The organism is Streptomyces coeruleorubidus (assembly GCF_028885415.1).
GTDB classification, from domain to species: domain Bacteria; phylum Actinomycetota; class Actinomycetes; order Streptomycetales; family Streptomycetaceae; genus Streptomyces; species Streptomyces coeruleorubidus_A.
The window spans coordinates 6,772,441-6,795,430 of sequence record NZ_CP118527.1 but is presented as its reverse complement, the minus strand read 5'-3'; the positions used below and the strand labels follow the sequence as shown (position 1 = coordinate 6,795,430).

At 71.6% G+C, this 22,990-nt stretch carries 22 protein-coding genes; 14 read left to right on the top strand and 8 right to left on the bottom strand.

All coding sequences use genetic code 11. The features are described from left to right. Nucleotides 1–106: 106 nt before the first annotated feature. From mce to PV963_RS31730, 7 genes are all read left to right on the top strand, one after another. A complete protein-coding gene (mce, locus tag PV963_RS31760; protein WP_020276113.1) occupies nucleotides 107–547 on the top strand; it encodes a methylmalonyl-CoA epimerase in 441 nt (146 codons plus the stop codon). 233 nt (nucleotides 548–780) lie between these two features. Then, nucleotides 781–4,761: a polarized growth protein Scy gene (scy, locus tag PV963_RS31755; protein WP_274819661.1), complete on the top strand. Its 3,981-nt coding sequence runs from the start codon at nucleotides 781–783 to the stop codon at nucleotides 4,759–4,761. A gap of 182 nt (nucleotides 4,762–4,943) precedes the next feature. Further along, nucleotides 4,944–5,879, top strand: a complete 936-nt coding sequence (locus PV963_RS31750) for a cellulose-binding protein (RefSeq protein ID WP_274819659.1) — start codon at nucleotides 4,944–4,946, stop codon at nucleotides 5,877–5,879. Nucleotides 5,880–5,964: 85 nt separating this feature from the next. Next, complete coding sequence (locus tag PV963_RS31745; protein WP_274819657.1) at nucleotides 5,965–6,924, top strand: ABC transporter ATP-binding protein; 960 nt, start codon at nucleotides 5,965–5,967, stop codon at nucleotides 6,922–6,924. A 2-nt stretch (nucleotides 6,925–6,926) separates the two neighbouring features. Continuing rightward, nucleotides 6,927–7,697 (top strand): ABC transporter permease, encoded by a 771-nt coding sequence (locus PV963_RS31740; protein WP_274819656.1) that lies wholly within the window; start codon nucleotides 6,927–6,929, stop codon nucleotides 7,695–7,697. 133 nt (nucleotides 7,698–7,830) lie between these two features. Continuing rightward, a complete protein-coding gene (locus PV963_RS31735; protein WP_274819654.1) occupies nucleotides 7,831–9,159 on the top strand; it encodes an ABC transporter ATP-binding protein in 1,329 nt (442 codons plus the stop codon). After that, nucleotides 9,156–10,025, top strand: a complete 870-nt coding sequence (locus tag PV963_RS31730) for an ABC transporter permease subunit (protein WP_274819652.1) — start codon at nucleotides 9,156–9,158, stop codon at nucleotides 10,023–10,025. Before PV963_RS31735 ends, PV963_RS31730 begins: the two co-directional genes overlap by 4 nt. 6 nt (nucleotides 10,026–10,031) lie before the next feature. On the opposite strand, the gene PV963_RS31725 is transcribed toward PV963_RS31730, so the two are convergent. Further along, complete coding sequence (locus tag PV963_RS31725; protein WP_274819651.1) at nucleotides 10,032–10,364, bottom strand: ATP/GTP-binding protein; 333 nt, start codon at nucleotides 10,362–10,364, stop codon at nucleotides 10,032–10,034. Nucleotides 10,365–10,639: 275 nt separating this feature from the next. Between PV963_RS31725 and PV963_RS31720 the strand changes: the two genes are divergently transcribed. Then, on the top strand, nucleotides 10,640–11,668 hold the full coding sequence (locus PV963_RS31720) for an LLM class flavin-dependent oxidoreductase (RefSeq protein ID WP_274819649.1): 1,029 nt from the start codon (nucleotides 10,640–10,642) through the stop codon (nucleotides 11,666–11,668). Between the two features lie 83 nt (nucleotides 11,669–11,751). Here PV963_RS31720 and PV963_RS31715 read toward each other — a convergent pair whose 3' ends face one another. Next, nucleotides 11,752–12,144, bottom strand: a complete 393-nt coding sequence (locus PV963_RS31715) for an SCO5389 family protein (protein WP_274819647.1) — start codon at nucleotides 12,142–12,144, stop codon at nucleotides 11,752–11,754. A gap of 256 nt (nucleotides 12,145–12,400) precedes the next feature. Between PV963_RS31715 and nucS the strand changes: the two genes are divergently transcribed. Beyond that, nucleotides 12,401–13,081: an endonuclease NucS gene (nucS, locus tag PV963_RS31710; RefSeq protein WP_274819645.1), complete on the top strand. Its 681-nt coding sequence runs from the start codon at nucleotides 12,401–12,403 to the stop codon at nucleotides 13,079–13,081. A 70-nt stretch (nucleotides 13,082–13,151) separates the two neighbouring features. Here the strand turns inward: nucS and PV963_RS31705 are convergent, their stop codons facing one another. From PV963_RS31705 to PV963_RS31690, 4 genes are all read right to left on the bottom strand, one after another. After that, a complete protein-coding gene (locus PV963_RS31705; RefSeq protein WP_274819643.1) occupies nucleotides 13,152–15,656 on the bottom strand; it encodes an ATP-binding protein in 2,505 nt (834 codons plus the stop codon). A gap of 268 nt (nucleotides 15,657–15,924) precedes the next feature. Then, nucleotides 15,925–16,248, bottom strand: a complete 324-nt coding sequence (locus PV963_RS31700; protein WP_003993003.1) for an STAS domain-containing protein — start codon at nucleotides 16,246–16,248, stop codon at nucleotides 15,925–15,927. Nucleotides 16,249–16,398: 150 nt separating this feature from the next. Further along, entirely contained in the window at nucleotides 16,399–17,247 is an 849-nt protein-coding gene (locus PV963_RS31695) for a 3-hydroxyacyl-CoA dehydrogenase family protein (RefSeq protein ID WP_274819642.1), read from the bottom strand. Nucleotides 17,248–17,373: 126 nt separating this feature from the next. Beyond that, entirely contained in the window at nucleotides 17,374–18,015 is a 642-nt protein-coding gene (locus tag PV963_RS31690) for a TetR/AcrR family transcriptional regulator (protein WP_274819640.1), read from the bottom strand. Between the two features lie 80 nt (nucleotides 18,016–18,095). On the opposite strand from PV963_RS31690, the gene PV963_RS31685 reads away from it, so the two are divergent. Genes PV963_RS31685 through PV963_RS31675 form a run of 3 tightly spaced genes read left to right on the top strand, consistent with a single transcriptional unit; the run spans nucleotide 18,096 to nucleotide 20,240 of the window. Further along, nucleotides 18,096–18,878, top strand: coding sequence for an ABC transporter ATP-binding protein (locus tag PV963_RS31685; RefSeq protein ID WP_274819639.1), 783 nt, complete (start codon nucleotides 18,096–18,098; stop codon nucleotides 18,876–18,878). Nucleotides 18,879–18,904: 26 nt separating this feature from the next. Next, on the top strand, nucleotides 18,905–19,654 hold the full coding sequence (locus PV963_RS31680; RefSeq protein WP_274819637.1) for an ABC transporter permease: 750 nt from the start codon (nucleotides 18,905–18,907) through the stop codon (nucleotides 19,652–19,654). Between the two features lie 13 nt (nucleotides 19,655–19,667). Next, entirely contained in the window at nucleotides 19,668–20,240 is a 573-nt protein-coding gene (locus PV963_RS31675) for a cob(I)yrinic acid a,c-diamide adenosyltransferase (RefSeq protein WP_274819635.1), read from the top strand. On the opposite strand, the gene PV963_RS31670 is transcribed toward PV963_RS31675, so the two are convergent. Beyond that, entirely contained in the window at nucleotides 20,237–20,425 is a 189-nt protein-coding gene (locus tag PV963_RS31670) for a DUF5708 family protein (RefSeq protein WP_274819633.1), read from the bottom strand. The genes PV963_RS31675 and PV963_RS31670 overlap by 4 nt on opposite strands. Then, nucleotides 20,422–21,000 (bottom strand): hypothetical protein, encoded by a 579-nt coding sequence (locus tag PV963_RS31665; RefSeq protein WP_274819632.1) that lies wholly within the window; start codon nucleotides 20,998–21,000, stop codon nucleotides 20,422–20,424. Before PV963_RS31665 ends, PV963_RS31670 begins: the two co-directional genes overlap by 4 nt. Nucleotides 21,001–21,152: 152 nt before the next feature. Here PV963_RS31665 and PV963_RS31660 point away from each other — a divergent pair, with 152 nt between their 5' ends. Both PV963_RS31660 and PV963_RS31655 read left to right on the top strand, forming a co-directional pair. Then, nucleotides 21,153–22,346, top strand: coding sequence for a sensor histidine kinase (locus tag PV963_RS31660; protein WP_274819630.1), 1,194 nt, complete (start codon nucleotides 21,153–21,155; stop codon nucleotides 22,344–22,346). After that, entirely contained in the window at nucleotides 22,343–22,984 is a 642-nt protein-coding gene (locus PV963_RS31655; RefSeq protein ID WP_274819628.1) for a response regulator, read from the top strand. Before PV963_RS31660 ends, PV963_RS31655 begins: the two co-directional genes overlap by 4 nt. Nucleotides 22,985–22,990: the final 6 nt, after the last annotated feature.

Sequence of the window (22,990 nt, the reverse complement as noted above, 5' to 3'; positions counted from 1 at the left end):
GAGGGTTTACTTCGAATGTACTGACCGGTACTCCACCCCGTCATCGGGCTGTCGGTGTGATCGCGCGCACGTTGCGTAACCACCTCCGTCGCGCTGCACTGAATCCATGCTGACGCGAATCGACCACATCGGAATCGCCTGTTTCGACCTCGACAAGACCGTCGAGTTCTACCGTGCCACCTACGGCTTCGAGGTGTTCCACTCCGAGGTCAACGAGGAGCAGGGCGTGCGCGAGGCCATGCTCAAGATCAACGATACGTCCGACGGCGGCGCCTCGTACCTCCAGCTCCTGGAGCCGACCCGCGAGGACTCCACCGTCGCGAAGTGGCTGGCCAAGAACGGGGAGGGCGTCCACCACATCGCCTTCGGCACGGCGGACGTGGACGCCGAGGCCGCGGACATCAAGGACAAGGGCGTACGCGTGCTCTACGAAGAGCCGCGACGCGGCTCCATGGGGTCACGGATCACCTTCCTGCACCCCAAGGACTGCCATGGCGTACTGACAGAACTGGTCACTTCGGCGCCCGTTGAGTCACCTGAGCACTGACCCTCGTACATAGGGGCCGGTAGGGTTGGGTGCGGTCGCCGCTCAGTCCAGGGTGACCGAGGTCCCGCCGTGCGACGGCAGGACCACCGGGGTCCGGGTTTCGGGGGACGAGCGTCGGGGCAGCAGCCCGTGCTCCGCCGATGATCTGACACCATTCCCCGGGGGCCCCGTTCGGCGGATGGACGGAGCTCGTTTGGAGAGAGTTGCGACCAGGGGACGGATGGGACCGCGCAGTGCGGGGCTACGAGAGCCAGGAGCGAGAGCCGGCGGCTGACGTCGACCACCTCTCTCGGTTCGAAGCCGAGATGAAGCGGCTGAAGACCGAGCGGGAAAAGGCGATCCAGCACGCCGAGGACCTCGGCTACCAGGTCGAGGTGCTGCGCGCCAAGCTGCACGAGGCGCGCCGCACCATCATGTCCCGGCCCTCCTTCGACGGGGGCGACCTCGGCTGGCAGGCCGAGCAGTTGCTGCGCAACGCGCAGATGCAGGCCGACCAGATCCGCGCGGACGCCGAGCGCGAGCTGAGCGAGGCCCGGTCCCAGACCCAGCGGATCCTCCAGGAGCACGCCGAGCAGGCGGCCCGGCTCCAGGCGGAGCTGCACCAGGAGGCGGTGACCCGGCGCCAGCAGCTCGACCAGGAGCTGGCCGAGCGCCGCCAGACGGTCGAGTCGCACGTCAACGAGAACGTGGCGTGGGCGGAGCAGCTGCGGGCCCGCACCGAGCAGCAGGCCCGCCGGCTGCTGGACGAGTCCCGCGCCGAGGCCGAGCAGGCCCTGGCCAGCGCCCGTGCGGAGGCCGAGCGGCTGACGACCGAGGCCCGGCAGCGGCTGACGAGCGCCGCCGAGGAGGCCCGGACCGAGGCCGAGCAGATCCTGCGGCGTGCCCGCACGGACGCCGAGCGGCTCCTCAACGCCGCCTCGACACAGGCCCAGGAGGCCACCGACCACGCCGAACAGCTGCGGACGTCGACCGCCACGGAGTCGGAGTCCGCGCGCCGTCAGGCCCAGGAGCTGAGCAAGGCCGCCGAGCAGCGGATGACCGAGGCCGAGGAGGCGCTGCGCAAGGCGCGGGCCGAGTCGGAGAAGCTGGTCGCCGAGGCCAAGGAGGCCGCCGCCAAGGCCCTGGCGAGCGCGGAGTCCGCGAACGAGACGCGCACGCGCACCGCCAAGGAGCAGGTCGCCCGGCTGGTCGAGGAGGCCACGAAGGAGGCCGAGAACACCAAGTCCGAGGCCGAGCAGGTTGTCGCGGACGCCCGCGCCGAGGCGGAGAAGATCGTCGCGGAGGCCGCGGAGAAGGCCCGCACGCTCACCGCCGAGGAGACCGCTACCCAGCTGTCCAAGGCGGCCCGGACCGCCGAGGAGGTCCTCAACAAGGCGTCGGAGGACGCCAAGAAGACCACCAAGGCCGCGGCCGAGGAGGCCGAGCGGATCCGCAAGGAGGCCGAGGCCGAGGCGGACCGGCTGCGGGCCGAGGCGCATGACATCGCCGAGGAGCTCAAGGGCGCGGCGAAGGACGACACCAAGGAGTACCGCGCCAAGACGGTCGAGCTCCAGGAGGAGGCCCGCCGCCTGCGCGGCGAGGCCGAGCAGCTCCGGGCCGACGCGGTCGACGAGGGCGAGAAGATCCGCGCCGAGGCCCGCAAGGAGGCCGTGGCGCAGATCGAGGAGGCGGCGAGGTCCGCCGAGGAGCTGCTCGCCAAGGCGAAGGCGGACGCGGACGAGCTGCGGACGACGGCCCAGACGGACAGCGAGAAGGTCCGCACGGAGGCCATCGAGCGGGCGACGACCCTGCGCCGGCAGGCCGAGGAGACCCTCCAGCGCACCCGGCAGGAGGCCGAGCGGCACCGCGAGGAGGTCGTCGAGCAGGCCGAGGCCCTCAAGGCGGACGCCGAGCGTGCGGCGCGGGAGCTGCACGAGGAGACCGAGCGGGCCGTGGAGGCCCGCCGCGCGGAGGCCGCCCAGGAGCTGACGCGGCTCCAGACGGAGGCGGAGGAGCGGCTGACGGCCGCCGAGCAGGCGCTGTCCGACGCCCGGGAGGAGGCCGCGCGGATCCGCCGCGAGGCCGCCGAGGAGAACGAGCGGCTGCGTGCCGAGGCCGCGGAGCGGATCCGTACGCTCCAGCAGCAGGCCGAGGCGGAGGCCGAGCGGCTGCGCGACGAGGCCGCGTCCGACGCGTCGGCCGCGCGTGCCGAGGGCGAGGCCGTCGCCGTACGGCTGCGGTCGGAGGCCGCGAGCGAGGCCGAGCGGCTGAAGTCGGAGGCGCAGGAGAGCGCCGACCGGGTGCGCGCGGAGGCGCAGGCCGCCGCCGAGCGGCTGGCCGTGGAGGCGTCCGAGACGCTGGCCGCCGCCCAGGAGGAGGCCAACCGGCGCCGCCGGGAGGCCGAGGAACTCCTCGGCAGTGCCCGGCAGGAGGCCGACCAGGAGCGCGAGCGGGCCCGCGAGCAGAGCGAGGAGCTGCTGGCTTCCGCGCGCAAGCGCGTGGAGGAGGCGCAGACCGAGGCCGTACGGCTGGTCGAGGAGGCCGACCGGCGTGCCACGGAGATGGTGTCGGCGGCCGAGCAGCACGCGCAGCAGGTCCGGGACTCCGTCGCGGGGCTGCACGAGCAGGCGCAGGACGAGATCGCCGGGCTGCGCTCCGCCGCCGAGCACGCGGCGGACCGTACGCGGCGGGAAGCCCAGGAGGAGGCGGACCGGGTCCGCTCCGACGCCTACGCCGAGCGGGAGCGGGCGAGCGAGGACGCCGGTCGGCTGCGGCGCGAGGCCCACGAGGAGTCCGAGGCCGCCAAGGCGCTCGCCGAGCGGACGATGTCCGAGGCGATCGCGGAGGCGGAACGGATCCGCGCGGACGTCGCCGAGCACGCCCAGCGGGTGCGCACGGAGGCGTCGGACGCCATCGCGGAGGCCGAGCAGAGCGCTTCGCGCACCCGGGCGGACGCCCGCGAGGACGCCAACCGCATCCGCTCGGACGCGGCGACGCAGGCGGACACCCTCATCACCGAGGCGCGCAACGAGGCGGAGCGGCTCACGACCGAGACGGTCCAGGAGACCGACCGGCTGCGGATGGAGACGGTCGCCGAGGCCGAGCGGGTCCGTACGGAAGCCATCTCCGAGGCCGAGCGCCTGCGTTCCGAGACGGCGACGGAGGCCGAGCGGGTGCGGGCCGAGTCGGTCGCCAAGGCCGACCGGCTGGTCGGGGAGGCCACCGCCGAGGCGGAGCGGCTGGTCGGGGAGGCCACTGCCGAGGCGGAGCGGCTGCGGGCCGAGGCCGCGGAGACGGTCGGCTCGGCGCAGCAGCATGCCGAGCGGGTCCGCAGCGAGGCCGATCGCGTCAAGGCGGACGCGGAGGCGGAGGCGGAGCGGCTCGTCAACTCCGCGCGCGAGGAGGCCGACCGCACGCTGGACGAGGCCCGCAAGGACGCCAACAAGCGGCGCTCCGAGGCGGCCGAGCAGGTCGACAAGCTCATCACCGAGACCACGGCCGAGGCCGACAAGCTGCTCACCGAGGCGCAGCAGCAGGCGCACAAGACCACCGCGGAGGCCGAGTCGCAGGCCGACACGATGGTGGGCGCGGCCCGCAAGGAGGCCGACCGGCTCGTTTCCGAGGCGACGGTCGAGGGCAACTCGCGGGTGGAGAAGGCCCGTACGGACGCGGACGAGCTGCTGGTCGGCGCGCGCCGGGACGCCACGCAGATCAGGGAGCGTGCCGAGGAGCTGCGCGACCGCATCACGGCGGAGATCGAGGAGCTGCACGAGCGGGCCCGCCGGGAGTCGGCGGAGGCGATGAGGTCGGCGGGTGACCGCTGTGACGCGCTCGTCAAGGCCGCCGAGGAGCAGCTCGCGAAGGCGCAGGCGCAGGCCAAGGAGATCGTCTCGGAGGCCAACTCCGAGGCGGGCAAGGTCCGTATCGCCGCGGTGAAGAAGGCCGAGGGGCTGCTCAAGGAGGCCGAGCAGAAGAAGGCCACGCTGGTCCGGGAGGCCGAGGAGCTCAAGGCCGAGGCGATCCGCGAGGCCAAGCGCACGGTCGAGGAGGGCAAGCGCGAGCTGGAGGTCCTGGTCCGCCGCCGCGAGGACATCAACGCCGAGATCTCCCGTGTCCAGGACGTCCTGGAGGCGTTGGAATCCTTCGAGGCCCCGTCCCCGGCCAAGGACAACGGAGTCAAGGCGGGCGCAACAGTCGGCGCACCCCGTTCGGGTGGCAAGTCCTCGGAAAGCTAGCGAACCGGGGTGAAAACGGTGTGTGCTGGGGTCTTTGACCAAGCTTTGGCAAGCAGTCCTGCGGTCAGCCACCCAAAAGGGGTCTCATTTTGCAGACCAAACGCGCATCCGCTCGATGACACACCGTTTCGGCCCCTAGGATTCCACCTATCACCTCACCGGTCTCATTCGACAGGAACCCCATGAGCGACACTTCCCCCTACGGCTTCGAGCTTGTGCGGCGTGGGTACGACCGCGCTCAGGTGGACGAACGTATCTCCAAGCTCGTCTCCGACCGTGACAGCGCTCTCGCCCGCATCACCGCTCTGGAAAAGCGCATCGAGGAGCTCCACCTCGAGACGCAGAACGCCCAGGCCCAGATCAGCGACGCCGAGCCGTCGTACGCGGGTCTCGGCGCGCGCGTGGAGAAGATCCTCCGCCTCGCCGAGGAAGAGGCGAAGGACCTGCGCGAGGAGGCCCGGCGCGCGGCCGAGCAGCACCGCGAGCTCGCCGAGTCGGCGGCCCAGCAGGTGCGCAACGACGCCGAGTCGTACTCGGCGGAGCGCAAGGCCAAGGCCGAGGACGAGGGCCTGCGGATCGTCGAGAAGGCCAAGAGCGACGCCGCCCAGTTGCGTGCCGAGGCGCAGAAGGACGCGCAGTCCAAGCGCGAGGAGGCGGACGCCCTCTTCGAGGAGACCCGCGCCAAGGCCGCGCAGGCCGCCGCCGACTTCGAGACGAACCTCGCCAAGCGCCGCGAGCAGTCCGAGCGCGATCTGGCCTCCCGTCAGGCCAAGGCCGAGAAGCGTCTCGCCGAGATCGAGCACCGCGCCGAGCAGCTGCGCCTGGAGGCGGAGAAGCTGCGCACGGACGCCGAGCGCCGCGCCCGCCAGACGGTGGAGACGGCCCAGCGCCAGGCCGAGGACATCGTGGCCGACGCCAACGCCAAGGCCGACCGCATCCGTTCGGAATCCGAGCGCGAGCTCGCGGCCCTCACCAACCGCCGCGACTCCATCAACGCCCAGCTGACGAACGTCCGCGAGATGCTCGCCACGCTCACGGGCGCCGCGGTGGCCGCCGCCGGTACGCCGGCCGAGGAGGAGCCGATCTCCCGCGGGGTCCCGGCCCAGCAGTCCCGGTAACACCGGGGCATACGGAGCCTGAATCTCCGCAAAGCCCTCTGCCGCTTGGGTGGCAGAGGGCTTTGTCCCGTTCTAGCGTGGCGGCATGATTGAGCTCGAGGGGCTGACCAAGCGTTACGGCGAGAAGGTGGCGGTCAACAACCTGTCGTTCACCGTCAGACCAGGCATCGTCACCGGCTTTCTCGGGCCCAACGGCGCGGGCAAGTCCACGACCATGCGGATGATCCTGGGTCTGGACCACCCGACCGCCGGCGACGTCCGGATCGACGGCAAGCACTACCAGCAGCTCAAGGACCCGCTGATGTACATCGGCGCCCTGCTGGAGGCCAAGGCCTGGCACGGCGGGCGCACCGCCTACAACCACCTGCTGTGCCTCGCGCAGAGCAACGGCATTCCGCGTGGCCGGGTGCGGGAGGTGCTGGACACGGTCGGGCTGACGGCGGTCGCCAAGAAGAAGACCAAGGGTTTCTCCATGGGCATGGGGCAGCGGCTCGGCATCGCGGCCGCGCTGCTCGGCGATCCCCGGATCCTGATGTTCGACGAGCCGGTCAACGGCCTCGACCCCGAGGGCATCCACTGGATCCGCACCCTGATGAAGTCCCTGGCGGCGCAGGGCCGGACCGTCTTCGTCTCCTCCCATCTGATGAGCGAGATGGCGCTGACGGCCGACCACCTCGTCGTCATCGGGCAGGGGCGGCTGCTCGCGGACACCTCCATGGCCGACTTCATCGAGCGCAAGTCACGGTCGTACGTCCGGGTCCGCAGCCCGCAACGGGAGCGGCTGCTGGATGTGCTGCACCAGGCCGGGATCGTCGCCGTCGAGAGCGGTGACGGGGTTCTGGAGGTGGACGGCGGCAAGGCCGAGCACGTCGGCGAGCTGGCGGCGCAGCACGGGCTCACGCTGCACGAGCTGAGCCCGCAACAGGCGTCGCTGGAGGAGGCGTTCATGCGGCTGACCGCGGAGTCGGTGGAGTACCACGCACACAGCGAGACGAGCCCCGTGCCACCGGGGCAGCAGTGGGGCGACGACTGGAAGAGGGGCTGAGCATGGCGACGACGCAGGTCGTACGGTCGGAGTGGACGAAGATCCGGTCGGTGGCGTCCACGGTGTGGACCCTCTCGCTGGTGGTGGTCGTGACGGTCGCCCTCGGCATGCTGATCTCGGCCCTGTCCAAGAACGAGTTCGACTCCATGGGCGCGCAGCAGCGGGCGGAGTTCGACCCGACGTTCATCAGCTTCGCGGGGATGAGCCTCGGGCAGCTCGCGATGATCGTGTTCGGTGTGCTGGTGGTGTCGAACGAGTACAGCACCGGCATGATCCGCACCTCGCTGGCCGCCGTGCCGAAGCGCGGCTTCTTCCTGTTCAGCAAGATCGCGGTGGCCAGCGGTCTCGCCCTCCTGGTCGGCCTCGTCACCAGCTTCGCCGCCTTCTTCCTGGGGCAGGCGATGCTCGGCGAGCACCGGGCCGAGATCGGCGATGCGGGGGTGCTGCGGGCCGTGATCGGCGGCGGCCTCTACATGGCCCTGATCGCGATGTTCTCCATGGGCGTCGCCGCGATGCTGCGCTCGCCGATGCTGTCGCTGGGCATCCTGATGCCGTTCTTCTTCCTGATCTCCAGCGTCCTGGGCAATGTCGACGCGACGAAGAAGGTCGGCCGGTTTCTGCCCGACCAGGCCGGCAGCCGGATCATGCAGGTGGTCCCGCCCCTCGACGACGACGTCCCGTACGGGCCGTGGGGCGGTCTCGGGATCATGGGGTTGTGGGTGCTCGCGGCACTGGTCGGCGGGTACGTGCTGCTGAAGAAGCGCGACGCCTAGGAAGAGGCTGCCGGGGCGTGTCGCGCTCCACCCTTTACTTTCTTTTGAGCGGAACCGTCAGCGCCTCGATATCCTCCTAACCCTTACGGGGGCGTGTGCCCCGCTGTCCTGAACCTTGCGATGGGTGCGGAGCATGATCGAAGCAGTCGGCCTGACGAAGCGCTACGGCGACAAGACCGCTGTGTACAACCTTTCCTTTCAGGTGCGGCCGGGATCGGTCACCGGCTTCCTCGGGCCGAACGGCTCGGGCAAGTCGACGACGATGCGGATGATCCTCGGCCTGGACAACCCGACGGCCGGGCATGTGACGATCAGCGGCTATCCGTACCGCAAGCTGCCCAACGCCCCCCGCCAGGTCGGTGCCCTGCTGGACGCCAAGGCCGTGCACGGCGGCCGGGCCGCCCGCAACCACCTGCTGTGCCTGGCCCAGCTGTCGGGCATCCCGGCCAAGCGGGTGGACGAGGTGCTCGGGGTCGTCGGCCTCCAGGACGTGGCCAAGAAGCGGTCCAAGGGCTTCTCCCTGGGCATGGGGCAGCGGCTCGGCATCGCCGCCGCGCTGCTCGGCGACCCGCAGGTGCTGCTGTTCGACGAGCCGGTCAACGGCCTCGACCCCGAGGGCATCCTCTGGGTGCGCAACCTGATGAAGGCACTCGCGGCGGAGGGCCGTACGGTCTTCGTCTCCTCCCATCTGATGAGCGAGATGGCGCTGACCGCCGACCACCTCATCGTCATCGGGCGCGGGCAGCTGCTCGCCGACATGAGCGTCACGGACTTCATCTCCGCGAACTCCGCGGACTTCGCGCGCGTCCGCACGCCCGACACCGAGCCGCAGCAGCGTGAGAAGCTGTCGGCCGCGCTCACCGAGTCGGGCGGGCACGTGCTGCCCGAGCAGGACGGCGCGCTGCGCGTGACCGGGCTGGCGCTCCCCCGCATCAGCGACATCGCGCACGACCACGACGTACGGCTGTGGGAGCTGTCGCCGCACCAGGCCTCGCTGGAGGAGGCGTACATGCGGATGACGCAGGGCGCGGTCGACTACCGCTCGACCATCGACCAGAAGGAAGGGCTCCAGCAGCCGCTGCCGCCCGGGGCGCAGTCCCCGGTGCCGGTGCCCGGGCAGGGCCAGCCCGGTTGGTACGCCCCGCCGCCGCCCCAGCAGGGCGGGCAGCCCTTCTCGATGCCGCCGCAGGGCGCGCCGGGCCAGGCACCGGCCGGCCCGTACGGCGCACCGGGGGCCCCGGGTGCGCCTGGGACCGCTCCGGTCGCCCCGGGCGCCTCCGGCACGGGAACGCCCAACCCGTACGCCCAGCCGGCAGGTCAGGCGCCGCAGACGCCCGCGCAGCACGCGGGCCCGGCAGCACCCCAGTCCCCGGCGGCGCCCGCCGCGCCGGCTCCGCAGGCGAGCGCCGCGCCCGCGCCCGTCCCGACCTCCGACCTGACCAAGCCCGAGGACCCCCGATGAGCAGCCCTCAGCCCCAGATGCCGCCGGCCGCACCCACCTGGGAGGCGGCACCCGGTTCTTCGTACCCCGGCTACACCTCGCCGATCCCGGTCGTGCGGACGCACCTCGGGCATGCCATCGCCTCCGAGTGGACGAAGATCAGGTCGGTGCGCTCCACGATGTGGACGCTCGGCGTGTTCGTCCTGCTCGTCGTCGGCATCGGCACGCTGACCGGCGTGGTGGTGGCGAACTCCGACCCGGCCCTGTCCGGCGAGAGCCCGCTCGGGCTGGGCTTCTTCGGACTGTTGCTCGGCAGCATGTGCATCATCACGCTGGGCGTGCTGACCACGGCCTCCGAGTACGGCACGGGCATGGTCCGCACCACGATGGTCGCGTGCCCGAGCCGGGGCCGGGTGCTGGCGGCGAAGGGCATCGTGTTCTTCCTGGTCGCGTTCGTGGTGACGCTGGTGTCGGCGTCCCTCGTCGCCTTCCTGCACGTGGCGATGCTGGAGGGCCAGGGCGCCAAGGACCCGTCCACCGGGGAGTGGCTGAGGGGCACGGTCGGCATCGCGGCGTACGTCGCGCTGCTGGGCCTGCTCTCGCTCGCCATCGGATCGATCATCCGGCATTCGGCGGGCGCCATCACCATCATGATCGGCGCCGTGCTCGCCCCGCTGGTGATCGCGCTGTTCATGTTCTCGGAGTCGCTGCAGGACGTCCGCGACGCGCTGTTCGAGTACTCGATCCCGAACCAGCTGAGCGTCTTCTACTCCAACTCCCTCAGCCAGTCCGGCCCGTCCGGCTGGGACCCGCTGTGGATCATCCTCGGCGCGACGGCCGTCGCGTTCGCCGCCGCCTTCGCGCTGCTGGAGAAGCGGGACGTCTGAGGTCCGTCAGAATCTGGGCGCGTTACGGGACCGCCGCACCCCGGGGGTGCGGCGGTCCCGCGCGTTCCAGCAAGCCTTGTGCCAGTGCCGGCGGTCGTCCACGCCTGTGTGCTCGGACCAGGCCACCACGTGCGGCACCCCGTCCGGGATCATCTGGTCGCAGCCGGGGCAGCGGTACGACTTGCCCTGCGCGCTCGCCCCGGCCACGTGCCGCACGCTCCAGTTCTCGCCCTGCCAGTTCTCCGACGACTGCCAGCCGCCGTAGCGGCCGGGGCGGTCGTCCTCGGCGCTCCGGCCGGACGAAACAGCGCCCTTGGGTCGGTTGCGACGCGGGGACACGGGACACCTCTCGGGGCTATACAGGACACGGGGCCCGTCCAGCCTACGCGGCGCGGACCGGGGTACGCGTACGCCACCGATCGCCACAAGTCCCTCGCCGGGCGAGGCGGAGTCCGCCGAGGTCTCCCCGTCGGGGTCTTCCCGGGCTCCCCGCGGAACGCCCCATTCTGCAGACAATCCGCAAAATACGTCGACCGGCCGTGTCCTCGGCACGTGTCAGACGGTTATGCCCTGTGGGGGAGCTCCCGTGTCGGAGCCAAGGAAGCAGGAAAGCAATGCGCGTTGGAAGTTTCGTGTTGGCGGCCCAGTTCCCCGGTCAGGGCGAGGGAGAGGCGCTGCACCGCGCGGTCCGCTCGGCCGAGGTCGCCGAGGAGGCCGGGCTCGACACGGTCTGGCTGGCCGAACACCACTTCGTGCCGTACGGCACGTGCCCGTCGGCGGTCACCCTGGCCGCTTTCCTGCTCGGCCGCACCCGCCGTATCCGGGTCGGCACGGCGGTCAGCGTCCTGCCCACCTCCCACCCCGTGGCCCTCGGCGAACAGGCGGCGCTGCTGCACCACACGAGCGACGGCCGTTTCACGCTCGGCGTCGGGCGCGGCGGCCCGTGGGTCGACCTGGAGGTGTTCGGCGCGGGCCTGGAGGCGTACGAGAAAGGGTTCCCGGAGTCCCTGGACGTCCTGGTGCGCTGGCTGCGCGACGCGTCGGTGGCGGCCGACGGGGAGCGCTTCCGCTTCCGTGAAGTCCCGGTGGTTCCCCGGCCGTCGGAGGCCCTGACCGAGATCGAGGGGCCCGAGCTCGTCGTCGCCTGCACGTCACCGGCGAGTGTGCGGCTGGCCGCCGAGCGCGGTCTGTCGATGCTGCTCGGGATGCACGTCGGGGACGAGGAGAAGGCCGAGATGGTCGCCCTGTGGCGGCGGCACGCGCGGGCGTGCGGCCGGCCGGCCGAGGAGATCCAGGGCGCGTCCCATGTGTCGGCGGGCGTCTGCCAGATCGCGGACCGGCGGGTCGACGCGGCGGAGACGCTGATCAAGGCGATGCCGGGCTGGCTGAAGCAGGGCTTGGATGCGCATGTCACGGTCGACGGGCGCACGCGCCGGATGCGCGACCCGCTGGCGTACACCGAACTGCTCTGCGGGCTGCACCCGGTGGGCACACCGCGGTTGTGCGCCGACCGGCTGGCGGCGACCAGCGAGCGGACCGGCATCTCCCGCTTCGCCCTGCTCGTCGAGGGCTCCGGGGACCTGGCGGCGACGGAGGAGAACGTACGACGGCTGGGGTCCGAGGTGCTCCCCCAACTCGTCTGAAAGCGTGGGGGGTTCCTGGGGCTTGCCGCTCCGGTACAAAACTGCACCTCCCGCGTACGGAGCGGCAAGCAAGCGGCGCCGCGTCAGCAGTCCCGGAACTCGGGTGACTGGTTGAGCACCTGGCTGCGGACCGACGTGAAGCGGCCCAGCTTCTCGTCGACCGAGGAGTCAAGCGGGAACACCGCCACCCTGTGGCAGTTCTGGAAGGCCAGTCGCACACCGAAGTGCCGTTGCAGCGCGCCGCGTATCGCGTCACTCGCAAGCGCACGCAGCAGCTGACCGCGTGCCCGCTCGTCCGGCGGAGGCGTCTGGTTGTCGGCGAACGCACCGCCGTCCACCTTCAGCTGGACCACCAGGGAGCTGATCATCTCCCACGCATAGGGCAGGGAGGTCCGGACGCAGTCGACGAATTCCGCTTCGTCGACCTCGCCTCGCTCGGCCTGTTCGAGTAGGGCCGGTGAGACGTCGAGCGACATGAGTTCTCCTCTCGCACCCCCGCCCGGCGGGCAGGGGTTGCCGGACAGATAAGGGAGTTCGCGATACCGGACACGCTGCGTACATACGTCGCGACCTCCCGTTCATACCGTAAGCAACCGACGGTGACGGCACCAGGAGAATGCGCAGATGAGGCACTCACAATGACCACACCCTGCACACAATCGGCCATTACCGAACACGTGTTTTCCAGGGCGAATCGCGTCGACAGGTGCCTGTCGAGTAGCGTTGCCGACCATGCGTCTCGTCATTGCCCGCTGCTCCGTGGACTACGCCGGGCGGCTCACCGCCCACCTTCCCTCGGCCCCGCGCCTGATTCTGGTGAAGGCGGACGGCAGCGTCTCGATCCACGCCGACGACCGGGCCTACAAGCCCCTGAACTGGATGTCGCCGCCCTGCACGGTGAAGGAAGAGCCCGGTGACTCCGACGGCACCGCGGGCGTCTGGACCGTCGTCAACAAGGCGGGCGAGAAGCTCATCATCACGATGGAGGAAGTCCTCCACGACTCCTCGCACGAACTGGGCGTCGATCCCGGCCTGATCAAGGACGGCGTGGAAGCGCACCTCCAGGAGCTGCTCGCCGACCGCATCGAAACACTCGGCGACGGCTACACCCTCATCCGCCGCGAGTACCCGACGGCCATCGGTCCGGTCGACATCCTGTGCCGGGACGCCGACGGCAAGACCGTCGCGGTGGAGATCAAGCGGCGCGGTGAGATCGACGGCGTGGAGCAGCTGACGCGTTATCTGGAGCTGCTGAACCGCGATCCCCATCTCGCCCCGGTCCGCGGCATCTTCGCCGCGCAGGAGATCAAGCCCCAGGCCCGGGTCCTCGCGACCGACCGCGGCATCGGCTGCCAGGTCCTCGACTACGACGCGCTGCGGGGCATCGAGGACGACAAGCTGCGGCTGTTCTGACACACCGCACGTACAAGACGAGCAGGGCCGGGTCCGAGGAACGGACCCGGCCCTGCTGTGTGTACGGGTGTCAGATCACCGGGTCGGGGCTGCTCTCCGGCGCGCTCGCGGTGGTGCTCGTGGGAGCGCTCGGCGCCGGGCCGCTGGCCGAGTCGGAGGTGGACGGCTGCGAGGTCGGTGGCTGGGACGTCGGCGGCTGCGAGGTCGGCGGCTGGGACGTGGGCGGCTGTGAGGTCGGCGGCTTGGACGTCGTCGGCGGCTTCGACGTCGTGGGGGGCTTGGACGTCGTCGGCGGCTTGGACGTGGCCGGCGGCTTCGAGGTGGTGGGCGGCTTCGAGGTGGTGGGCGGCTTCGAGGTCGCCCCGGGGTCGCTGGGGCCAGCGGAACCGCTGGGATCGCCCGTCGGGGTCGGATCGTCCGAGGTGCCCGGCGTGCCGTCCGGGCCCGGGTCGGTCGGGCGGCTCGTCGCCGCGCCCGTGCCGCCGTCACCGTCGTTCGCCGGCCGGTCGGCGCCCAGGCTGCCGTCGTCGACGCCCTGGCTGGCCGAGGGGTTGACGCCGACCTGGTCGGACGGCGGGTTCGTCTCCTTGTCGGACGTGGCGCCGAGGGTCACCACCGTGCCGAGCACGGCGACGAGCAGGGCACCGGCGCCGGCGGCCACGAGGTTGCGCCGGGCCAGGCCCCTGAGGCCGCCCCGGGCCTTGCGCGAGGGCACGGGCGAGCCGTGGCGGGTGACCAGGGTCGGCGAGGGGGGCTGCTGGAGGGTCGGGAAGGCCGCCGGAACACCACCGGCCGGGGACGCCGACTCCTCGTACCGGGCGTCGGGCACCTCGTCGCCCGCGGTCGGCCCGAGCCCGATCGGGGTGCCCGAGCGGTCGGCGACCAGGGCGAGGGCACGGCGGCCGGCGACGGTGCCGCGCTTGTCGGAGAGGGCGCCGCGCAGGCCGATGGAGGCCTCCAGTTCGGCGCGGGCCCGGTCGAGCTGTCCGCCGCACAGGGCGAGGATGCCGAGCTCGTGGTGGAAGTAGGCCTCTTCGGCGACGTCCCCGGCGAGCCGGGCGGCCTCGGCGCCGGTGCGCAGGACGCGTTCCCAGGCGCTCCAGTGCAGTCCCGCGGCGAACGCGGGGGCGGCGGTGCGCGCCAGGTGCACGGCCGGGCTCTCCTCGCCCTCGGCGGGCGGGCTGGTGAGCGGCCCGAGCAGGGCCAGGGCGGCGAGGAGGGCGTCGGCCTCGGCGCACACGCGCTCCGGGGTGACCGAGGGGTGCCCGGCCCACCAGGAGTAGTGCTGGGCGGCGCTGCGGGCGCCCGCCTCGGCCTCGTCGGCGTATCCGGCGGCCTCCAGCTGGGTCAGGACACCCGCGGCGAGCCGGTAGCGGGAGCCGACCGGGGAGACCAGGCCGCAGGCGGCCAGTTCGCCGAGCGCGGCGTCCGCGTGGGTGTCGCCGACCAGGGCGGGCAGATGCGCCTGGTGCGGCACCTCGCCGCCGAGCGCGACGGCGAACCGCAGGGTGGCGCGGGCGGAGGCGCTCAGCCGGGAGGCGAGCAGCGGCGCGGGGGCGGCGGCCTCGCCGAGCGAGGGCAGTGGTACGTCGTCGCCGTCGGCGGCCTCGCTGACGTCGGCCGGGGGCGCGTCCTCGAAGACGCCGAACTCGTCGACGGCACTCGTCCCGGCGCGCAGCCGGTCGCGCTGCCGCAGCAGGGCACCGGCCTGGACGAAGCGCAGCGGCAGGCCCTCGGACTCGAACCAGAGGTCACCCGCCCAGTTGGACTCCTCCTCGGTGAGGGGCCGGCCGACGGCGTGTTCCAGCAGGTCGAGCCCGGCCGCGCGCTCCAGGCCGCCGAGGAAGACCTCCTCGACGGCGGCGCCGGCGGAGGGCGCCGGCACGTCCGGGGTGGCGCCGAGCAGGAAGGCGCACTCGGGGGTCGCCCCCAGCAGTTCGTCGAGCCCGGCGCCGCCGAACTCGAGGTCGTCGAGGACGACGACCGCGGCGATCTCACGGACGTAACCGAGCAGTTCGTCCCGGTCCGGGCGGTGCAGGGGGGCGTTGTACACCGCGTAGAAGAGGTCGTACAGCAGGTCGTCGGAGGTGCGGCCGAGGCCGTTCAGGCGGACGGCGCCGTCGGGGGCGAGGTCGGAGCAGTCCTCGCAGACGAGGTCGAGGAGGCGGGTGCGGCCGCAGCCGGCGGGGCCGGTGAGGCGGACCGAGCGGCCACGGGCGAGCAGGCGCACCAGTCGCTCGCGCTCGTCCTGGCGGGCCAGCAGCGGCAGGCTGGGCTGCGCGGGGCCGGGCGGGACGGGCGGCCGGGCCGCGCGCTCGGCCTCGGCGCGCTCCGCGGTGCTGAGCTTCGACGGTCTGGCGGGCCGTTCGGCGGGCGGGCACACTTCTATCTCGCTGCCGTCGACGGGGTTGACGGTCAGCAGGAAGTCGCCGGAGACCAGCTGCACCGTGCGGGCGAGCGCGGGCGCGTGCTGGCTGAAGTCCGGTGTGAGGGATTCCCTGGGCGGGCGCTGGCGCGGCGACTGACTGTCGCCGTCGTGGCCGTACTCCTCGGGTCCCCGGGTGTTCGGGTCCATAGGTCAAAGCCCCCCAAAAGCGTGTGTGTGCTCTGAAAAGCCCCTCCCGGCCTTGCTGCACACCGCGCTGTCGCTTCTGGTCCGGGCCCGCTGGAAGGGTTTCAAGTCAGCGGGCAGCCGAACCCTAAACCTTCGCACAGTATCTACGACAGTCCGGGGTACCGCGTCGTCCGAGACGTCACGGTCTCGTGAGGATTGTGCGCGTCGCACGATTCGACGACGTCCGTCCGGGTCTCCCCGGTCTCCCGGTTCACACCCGCACAAGGCGTCACACTCGAGGCAGTGTCTCCACCCCGATGCCCCCCTCGATCGCCAGGATCCGGTGCAGGCGGGTGGCCACCAGCAGGCGCTGCATCTGCGGCGGCACGCCGCGCAGGACCAGGCGCCGGCCGCAGCGGCCGGCCCGCCGGTGAGCCCCCATGATCACACCGAGTCCGGTGGCGTCCCAGGAGTCCAGTTCGGACAGGTCCAGTACCAGGTCGCCGACGCCGTCGTCGACGGCCGAGTGCAGGACCGTACGGGCGTCCGCCGCGCTCCGGACGTCGAGGCGGCCCCCGACGACCAGCTCGGCGTGGTCGCCCCTGATGTGCATATGCGCTCCCCGTGCGTGCGTCTCGTGCTCCGCGTTCTGATGCCGGTGATGCAACCTCTGACTGTGCGAGGGGGGCAGAGGTTGCTTCTTGTAAGCGAACCGATACCGAATTCACCCCGGGGTGTGATGGGCCCCGGGGCATGTGCGGTTTCAGTGCTTGTAGAAGCCCTGCCCGCTCTTGCGTCCGATGTCACCGGCGTCAACCATCCGGCGCATCGACTCGGGAGCGGCGAACTTCTCGTCCTGGGACTCGGTGTAGATGTTGCTCGTGGCGTGCAGCAGGATGTCGACGCCCGTCAGGTCCGCCGTCGCCAGCGGGCCCATGGCGTGACCGAAGCCCAGCTTGCAGGCCAGGTCGATGTCCTCGGCGCTCGCGACGCCCGACTCGTGCAGCTTCGCGGCCTCGACGACCAGGGCGCAGATGAGACGGGTCGTCACGAAGCCGGCGACGTCGCGGTTGACGACGATGCAGGTCTTGCCGACCGACTCGGCGAACTCCCGGGCGGTGGCGAGGGTTTCGTCGCTGGTCTTGTAGCCGCGGACCAGTTCGCACAGCTGCATCATCGGCACCGGCGAGAAGAAGTGCGTGCCGACGACGCGCTCGGGGCGCTCCGTCGCGGCGGCGATCTTGGTGATCGGGATGGCGGAGGTGTTGGAGGCGAGGATCGCCTCGTCCTTCACCAGCTTGTCGAGCGCGCGGAAGATCTCGTGCTTGATCTCGAGCTTCTCGAACACGGCCTCGACGACCACGTCCGCGTCGGCCGCGGCGTCCAGGTCGGTGGTCGCGGTGATGCGGGCCAGGGCGGCGTCGGCGTCGTGGGCCTCCAGCTTGCCCTTGGCGACGAACTTGTCGTACGAGGCCTTGATGCCGTCGGTGCCCCGCTTCAGCGCCTCGTCGGTGACGTCGCGCAGGACCACGTCCCAGCCCGCCTGTGCGGAGACCTGGGCGATGCCGGATCCCATGAGGCCGGCTCCGATGACGGCGAGCTTCCGTGCCACTGTGCGACTCCCCTGACGCGCTGCTTATGTCTGCCTCTCGGGCGGACACTAGCGCTCGTGAGGGCCTGTGTGACCAGTAAGTAATGCGCGTCACGTCTCACATGACGGACATCACACCGGCAGGGGTCATCCCGCGCCCCGGACGGCGTAGTTGAGCACCTTCTCGCTCAACAGCTCCTCGATGTCGTCGAGGAGGACGAGCATCTCCCGTGACACTTCGTCCGGGTTGCGCCCCTTGGTCATCTCGCGGCCGATCGCGACGAAGACGGTGCCGTGGACCCAGCAGATCTGACCGGCGATCAGCCTCGGCAACGGGTCGCCGCCCTCGGCGCCCGCCTCCTCACGGAGGGTCGCCTCCAGGTTGTCCTGGAGCTCCTGCTGAATGCGCCACAGCCTCGAGCGCAGCGGTGGCGCCTCGTCGATGCAGCGCATGAAACGGTCGTAGCCCTCGATGAGGCCCATCCGGGGCGAGACGGCCTCGATCTCGGCGCGCAGCTCGCGGAGCACCGCCCGGGTGGCCGACTCCCCCGCGTCCCGGCCGCGCACCCAGCGGGAGAGCCGGTCGACGACCCCCTGGGAGCGGTCGAAGAAGAGGTCCTCCTTGGCCGGGAAGTAGTTGTAGACGGTGTTCACGGAGACGTCGGCCGCCTCCGCCACGTCCGCGATCGTCACGGTCACGAACCCGTGCTCCAGGAACAGCCCGGTGGCGATGTCCGAGATGCGCTGCCTGGTCTCGCGCTTCTTCCGCTCCCTGAGCCCCTCTGCCATGTCCGAATCCTAGCTTCCCTGGTGACGCCCAAAACTTGGGGTTGTTGCAAAATTTAAGAGCCTCTGTTTTTCTGTGGGGCATGGCAATCATCAGTACGGCCGGCCTGGCCCGTACCTTCCGGACCAAGCGCGGCCCCGTGGACGCCGTGCGCGGCATCGACCTGACCGTCCGCGAGGGCGAGATCCTCGGCTTCCTCGGCCCGAACGGGGCCGGCAAGACGACCACCCTGCGGATGCTGACGACCCTGCTGGAACCGACCGGCGGTGCCGCCACCGTCGCGGGCCACGACCTGGCGACCGACCCGGCCGGGGTGCGGCGGGCCTGCGGCTACGTGGCGCAGTCCGGCGGGGTCGACCCGCAGATCAGCGTGCGGGAAGAGCTGGTCACCCAGGGGCGTCTGTACCGGCTGACGAAGGCGCAGGCCGCCGAGCGCGCCGAGGAACTGGCCCGCGACCTGGGCCTCACCGAGCTGCTCGACCGCAGGTGCGCGGCGCTCTCCGGCGGTCAGCGGCGGCGGCTGGACATCGCGATGGCGCTCACCCACCGCCCGAAGGTGCTGTTCCTGGACGAGCCGACGACCGGTCTCGACCCCGGCAGCCGCGCCGACCTGTGGGACCTGGTGCGGCGGCTGCGCGACGAGCACGGCACGACGGTCTTCCTGACCACGCACTACCTGGACGAGGCCGACGCCCTCTCCGACCGGCTGGTCGTCGTCGACCACGGCGTGGTCGTCGCCGAGGGCACCCCGAGCGCGCTGAAGCTGCGGTACGGCGGCTCGCTCGACGCCTCGCTCCAGGACGCGTTCCTGGCCATCACCGGCCGCAGCGCCGCCCCGGCCGACCAGGCCCCCGTCGCCGTATGAGACGCACAGGACGCAGAGGATCCACGATGCTGTTGCACGACACCGCGCTCGTCTACGGGCGCTACCTGCGCCAGTCCCTCCGCTCGCGCTTCGCACTGCTCTTCGGGGTGCTGATGCCGCTGCTGTACCTGCTGTTCTTCGGCCCGCTGCTCACCGACCTGCCGCTCGGCGAGCGGGGCAGCTCCTGGCAGGTGCTCGTCCCCGGCCTGCTGCTGCAACTCGGCCTGTTCGGAGCGTCGTTCGCCGGCTTCTCGATCATCCTGGAGAAGGGCCAGGGCGTGGTCGAGCGCATGCGGGTCACGCCCGTCAGCCGGCTGGCCCTGCTGCTCGGCCGGGTGCTGCGGGAGGCGACGGTGTTCGTCTTCCAGGCCGTGCTGCTGGTGCTGGCGGCGGTGGCGATGGGCCTGCGGGCACCGCTGGCCGGCGTCCTGATCGGCTTCGCGTTCGTCGCGCTGCTCAGCCTCTCGCTGGCCGCGCTGTCGTACGCGCTGGCGATGAAGCTGGACACCCCGCAGGGCTTCGGCCCGGCGATCAACGCGCTGACCATGCCGTCGATGCTGCTGTCCGGGCTGATGCTCCCGATGACCCTGGGCCCGGCCTGGCTGGACGTCCTCTCCCACCTCATGCCGTTCCGCTATCTGGTCGACGCGGTGCGGGACGCCTACGTCGGCAGCTACGCCACGGCGCACATGCTGTACGGCGTCCTGGTGGCCGTCGGCTTCACGGCCCTGTCCGTGACAGTGGGCACACGCGTGTTCCGAACGGCCGGAGCGTAACTACGCTGGCCACATGGTCAATCTGACGCGCATCTACACCAGGACCGGCGACCAGGGCACCACCGCCCTCGGTGACATGAGCCGGGTCGCCAAGACCGACCTGCGGATCGCCGCGTACGCCGACGCCAACGAGGCGAACGCGGTGATCGGCACGGCCATCGCGCTGGGCGGCCTGGACGAGGAGATCGTCAAGGTCCTCACCCGCGTGCAGAACGACCTGTTCGACGTGGGCGCGGACCTGTCGACGCCGGTGGCGGAGAGCCCGGAGTTCCCGCCCCTGCGGGTCGAGCAGTTCTACATCGACAAGCTGGAGGCGGACTGCGACCGCTTCAACGAACGGCTGGAGAAGCTCCGCTCCTTCATCCTCCCCGGCGGCACCCCCGGCGCGGCCCTCCTCCACCAGGCCTGCACCGTCGTCCGCCGGGCGGAACGCTCGACATGGGCGGCCCTGGAGGTGCACGGCGAGGTGATGAACCCGCTGACCGCGACCTACCTCAACCGCCTCTCCGACCTCCTGTTCATCCTCGCGAGGACGGCGAACAAGGAGGTCGGGGACGTGCTGTGGGTGCCCGGCGGGGAGCGCTAGGTCTTACTGCGGGCCTCCTGCCAGAGCCCGGCGGCGACCAGCACGCCGCCGACGCACATCATCACGATGCCGACCTTCGTGAGGGTGAAGACGGGGATGTCCACGTCACCGGTGAACAACCACAGCCCCAGGCCGATCACGAAGGTGACGGCACCTTCCACCAGGTTTCCGCGCGCCTTGCTCATCGGTGCACCTTCTCCTTCTCGAGCGTCACCTCGGCCTCCCCCGCGGGAGCCTTCCGCGGCCAGACCGCATAGCTCAGCGCGACCAGGCCGTGGATCCCGGCCGCCCGCCAGGCCGCGTAGCGCCAGCTCTCCAGGGAGGTGACGCGGCTCGGGTCGTCCACGTACCAGATGGCGAGCTGGAGCAGCGCGGTCGCGACGGCGGCGCCGGTCAGGGTGCCCAGCCAGACCTTGCCCTCGTGACGCGCACGGGCCATGCCGTAGCGCGGGGGCTTGACCGGGGGCGGCGCGCCGCCGAACCGGTGGGCCGCGTGGCCGTCCAGCCACTTCATCGTGCGGTGGCCGTGCCCCACGGTGTAGCCGATGTACAGCGCGGCCAGCCCGTGCGTCCAGTTCGGATCCGCGCCGTTCTTCAGGTCCAGCGCGGTGGCGACCAGCAGGACGACCTCCAGCAGCGGCTCGCACAACAGCAGTGCCAGCCCCGTACGCGGCATGCGCAGCAGGTAACGGAAGGCCAGCCCGGCCGCCAGCAGCACCCAGAAGCCGATCTCACAGGCGGCGATCAAGGCGACGATCACGATTCGCTCCTCTCGGTCACCTCTTCAGGCTCCCGTGCGCAGCGGCCGGAATCGTCGTCGCGACTGACGAACCCGCGGTACATCGAAAGATGCAGCGAGGGACCCTTCGCGGGGCCCACGCACCGGGCGCGACGGCCGTGTTGGATGGGGTCATGGCCGTACGACTGACCCGCCCACGCCGTTTCGACGTCTACGTCGCGCTCGGCGGCCTGCTCGGCGGGCTGCTGCTCTGGGGCGTCGGTCTGGCCACCCGTCCGCGCACCGAGGTGTACGTGCTGCTGCCGGGGCGCTGGCCGGTCCTGGTGCCGCTGCTCGTCATGGCCGGCTGCGAGCTGTTGCGCCGGAGCGCCCCGCGCACGGCCCTGCTGACCGGCACGGCCGCGATCGTCCTGGACACCGTCACCCAGGGCAATCTGGTCACGATCCTGATGTACACCGACCTCATGTACGCGGCCGTCCTGTACGGCCCGCCCGCCTCGGCGCACCGCATCCCCCGGATCACCGGGCTGCTCTCGCTGGTCGGGGTCGTGGTGCCGTTCGCGTTGTGGCGTGAGCCCGAGGCCCTGCTGATCGGCGTGGTCACCGGCCTCGTGGCCTTCGGCCCGGCCGCCACCGGCCTGATCGTCCGCAATCACCGCGAGGCCGCGGAGGCGGCCCGGCTGCGTGCCGAGCAGACCGCGCTGCTCGCCGAGATGGACCGCACCCAGGCGGTCACCGCCGAGCGCGCCCGGATGGCCCGCGAGCTGCACGACATGGTCGCCAACCACCTGTCGGCGATCGCCATCCACTCCACCGCCGCGCTCTCCCTCCAGGACCCGAAGACCTCCCAGGAGGCCCTGACCGTCATCCGCGAGAACAGCGTGGCGGGGCTCGCGGAGATGCGGCGGCTGATCGGGATCCTCCGCGACTCGAGCGGTGACGTCGAGCCGGTCGCCGCCCCCACGCTCGACGGGCTCGGCGCCCTGGTCGAGAACGCCCGTACCAACGGCCTCGACATCACCCTCGACGCGGCCCACGGGACGGTGCCCGCGCCCGTCGAACTCGCCGCCTACCGCATCGTGCAGGAGTCCCTCACCAACGCCCTCAAGCACGCCGGCCCCGGCCGGGTCACCGTCGCCCTCGCCCGGCAGGACGGTGCACTGACCGTCTCGGTGACCAGCCCGTACGGGGACCGGGACCAGCCGAGCGCCCCCGGTTCCGGCGCGGGGCTCATCGGCATGCGCGAGCGCACCGCCCTGCTGGACGGCACGTTCGAAGCGGGCCCCGAGGACTCGCCCGGCGGCAAGGTCTGGGCCGTACGCGCCACCCTCCCCGTGCACGACACCGTCGAAGGAGACAACGCATGATCCGCGTCCTGGTCGCCGAGGACCAGTCCGCCGTCCGCGCAGGCCTGGTCCTCATCCTGCGCAGCGCGCCCGACATCGAGGTGGTGGGCGAGGCGGCGGACGGCGAGCAGGCGGTGGCACTGGCCCGCGAGCTGCGGCCGGACCTGGTGCTGATGGACGTTCAGATGCCGCGGCTGGACGGGGTGTCGGCGACCCGGCAGGTCGTTACGGAACGGCTCGCCGACGTGCTGGTGCTGACCACCTTCGACCTCGACGAGTACGTCTTCGGGGCACTGCGGGCGGGCGCGTCCGGCTTCCTGCTGAAGAACACCGAGGCGAAGGACCTGCTTCAGGCCGTACGGACGGTCGCGCGCGGGGAGGGGCTGATCGCCCCGGCCGTCACCCGGCGGCTGATCGCGGAGTTCGCTGCGAAGCCGACACGGGAGTCCGCGGCCGACCCGGCCGTCCTCGACCGGCTGACCCGGCGCGAGCGCGAGGTGCTGTCCTGCCTGGGCGAGGGCCTGTCCAACGCGGGCATCGCCGAGCGGCTCGACATGGCCGAGGCGACGGTGAAGACCCATGTCAGCCGCCTGCTGGGGAAGCTGGAGCTGCGCAGCCGGGTGCAAGCGGCCGTCCTGGCGCAGGAGTTGGGGATCTGACCCGGC